Source organism: Staphylococcus sp. 231237_7MaSpsaltlick, assembly GCF_043107035.1.
This window is the reverse complement of record NZ_JBICNX010000387.1, coordinates 1-437: the sequence shown is the minus strand read 5'-3', so window position 1 is coordinate 437 and position 437 is coordinate 1. Positions and strand designations below refer to the sequence as shown.

The following is a 437-nucleotide window of genomic DNA, read 5'->3' as shown; positions in this document are numbered from 1 at the left end:
CTTGTAACCTTGCTTATATAATTTGATTTCTAAAGCTTCTACAAGTTCACCAAAAAAAGGATTCGCTACCGTAGGAAATAAGAGTCCAATAATTTTAGTCTGCTTATTATATAATTGGCGCGCCACAGAATTAGGTTTATAGTTTAGAGCTTTCATAGCATCATTCACCTTATCAATCGTTTCTTGACTAAGATATCCTCTCTTATTAAGCACTCTTGATACTGTTGTTTTAGATACATTTGCCAACTTAGCTACATCTTCTAATTTAGGTTTCATATAGGCCTCCTCAATCAATCTTCGTTATTAATAGTGTAATCCATAATTTTAGAAAGTAAAATAAAAGTCCATACTACAAACCTTGATTGAACATTAAAAATAAACAGTAAGAGGGTTAACCCTTAATATAGTATTGCACTTGTAAAACTCATATTCAGTAA

The 437-nt window shown here is 30.9% G+C and carries 1 protein-coding gene; it reads right to left on the bottom strand.

Annotation, left to right across the window (positions count from 1 at the left end; all coding sequences use genetic code 11):
• Positions 1 to 276 (bottom strand): LacI family DNA-binding transcriptional regulator (locus ACF91D_RS32020; protein ID WP_392438742.1); only part of this gene is annotated, 276 nt, incomplete at its 3' end.
• Positions 277 to 437: the final 161 nt, after the last annotated feature.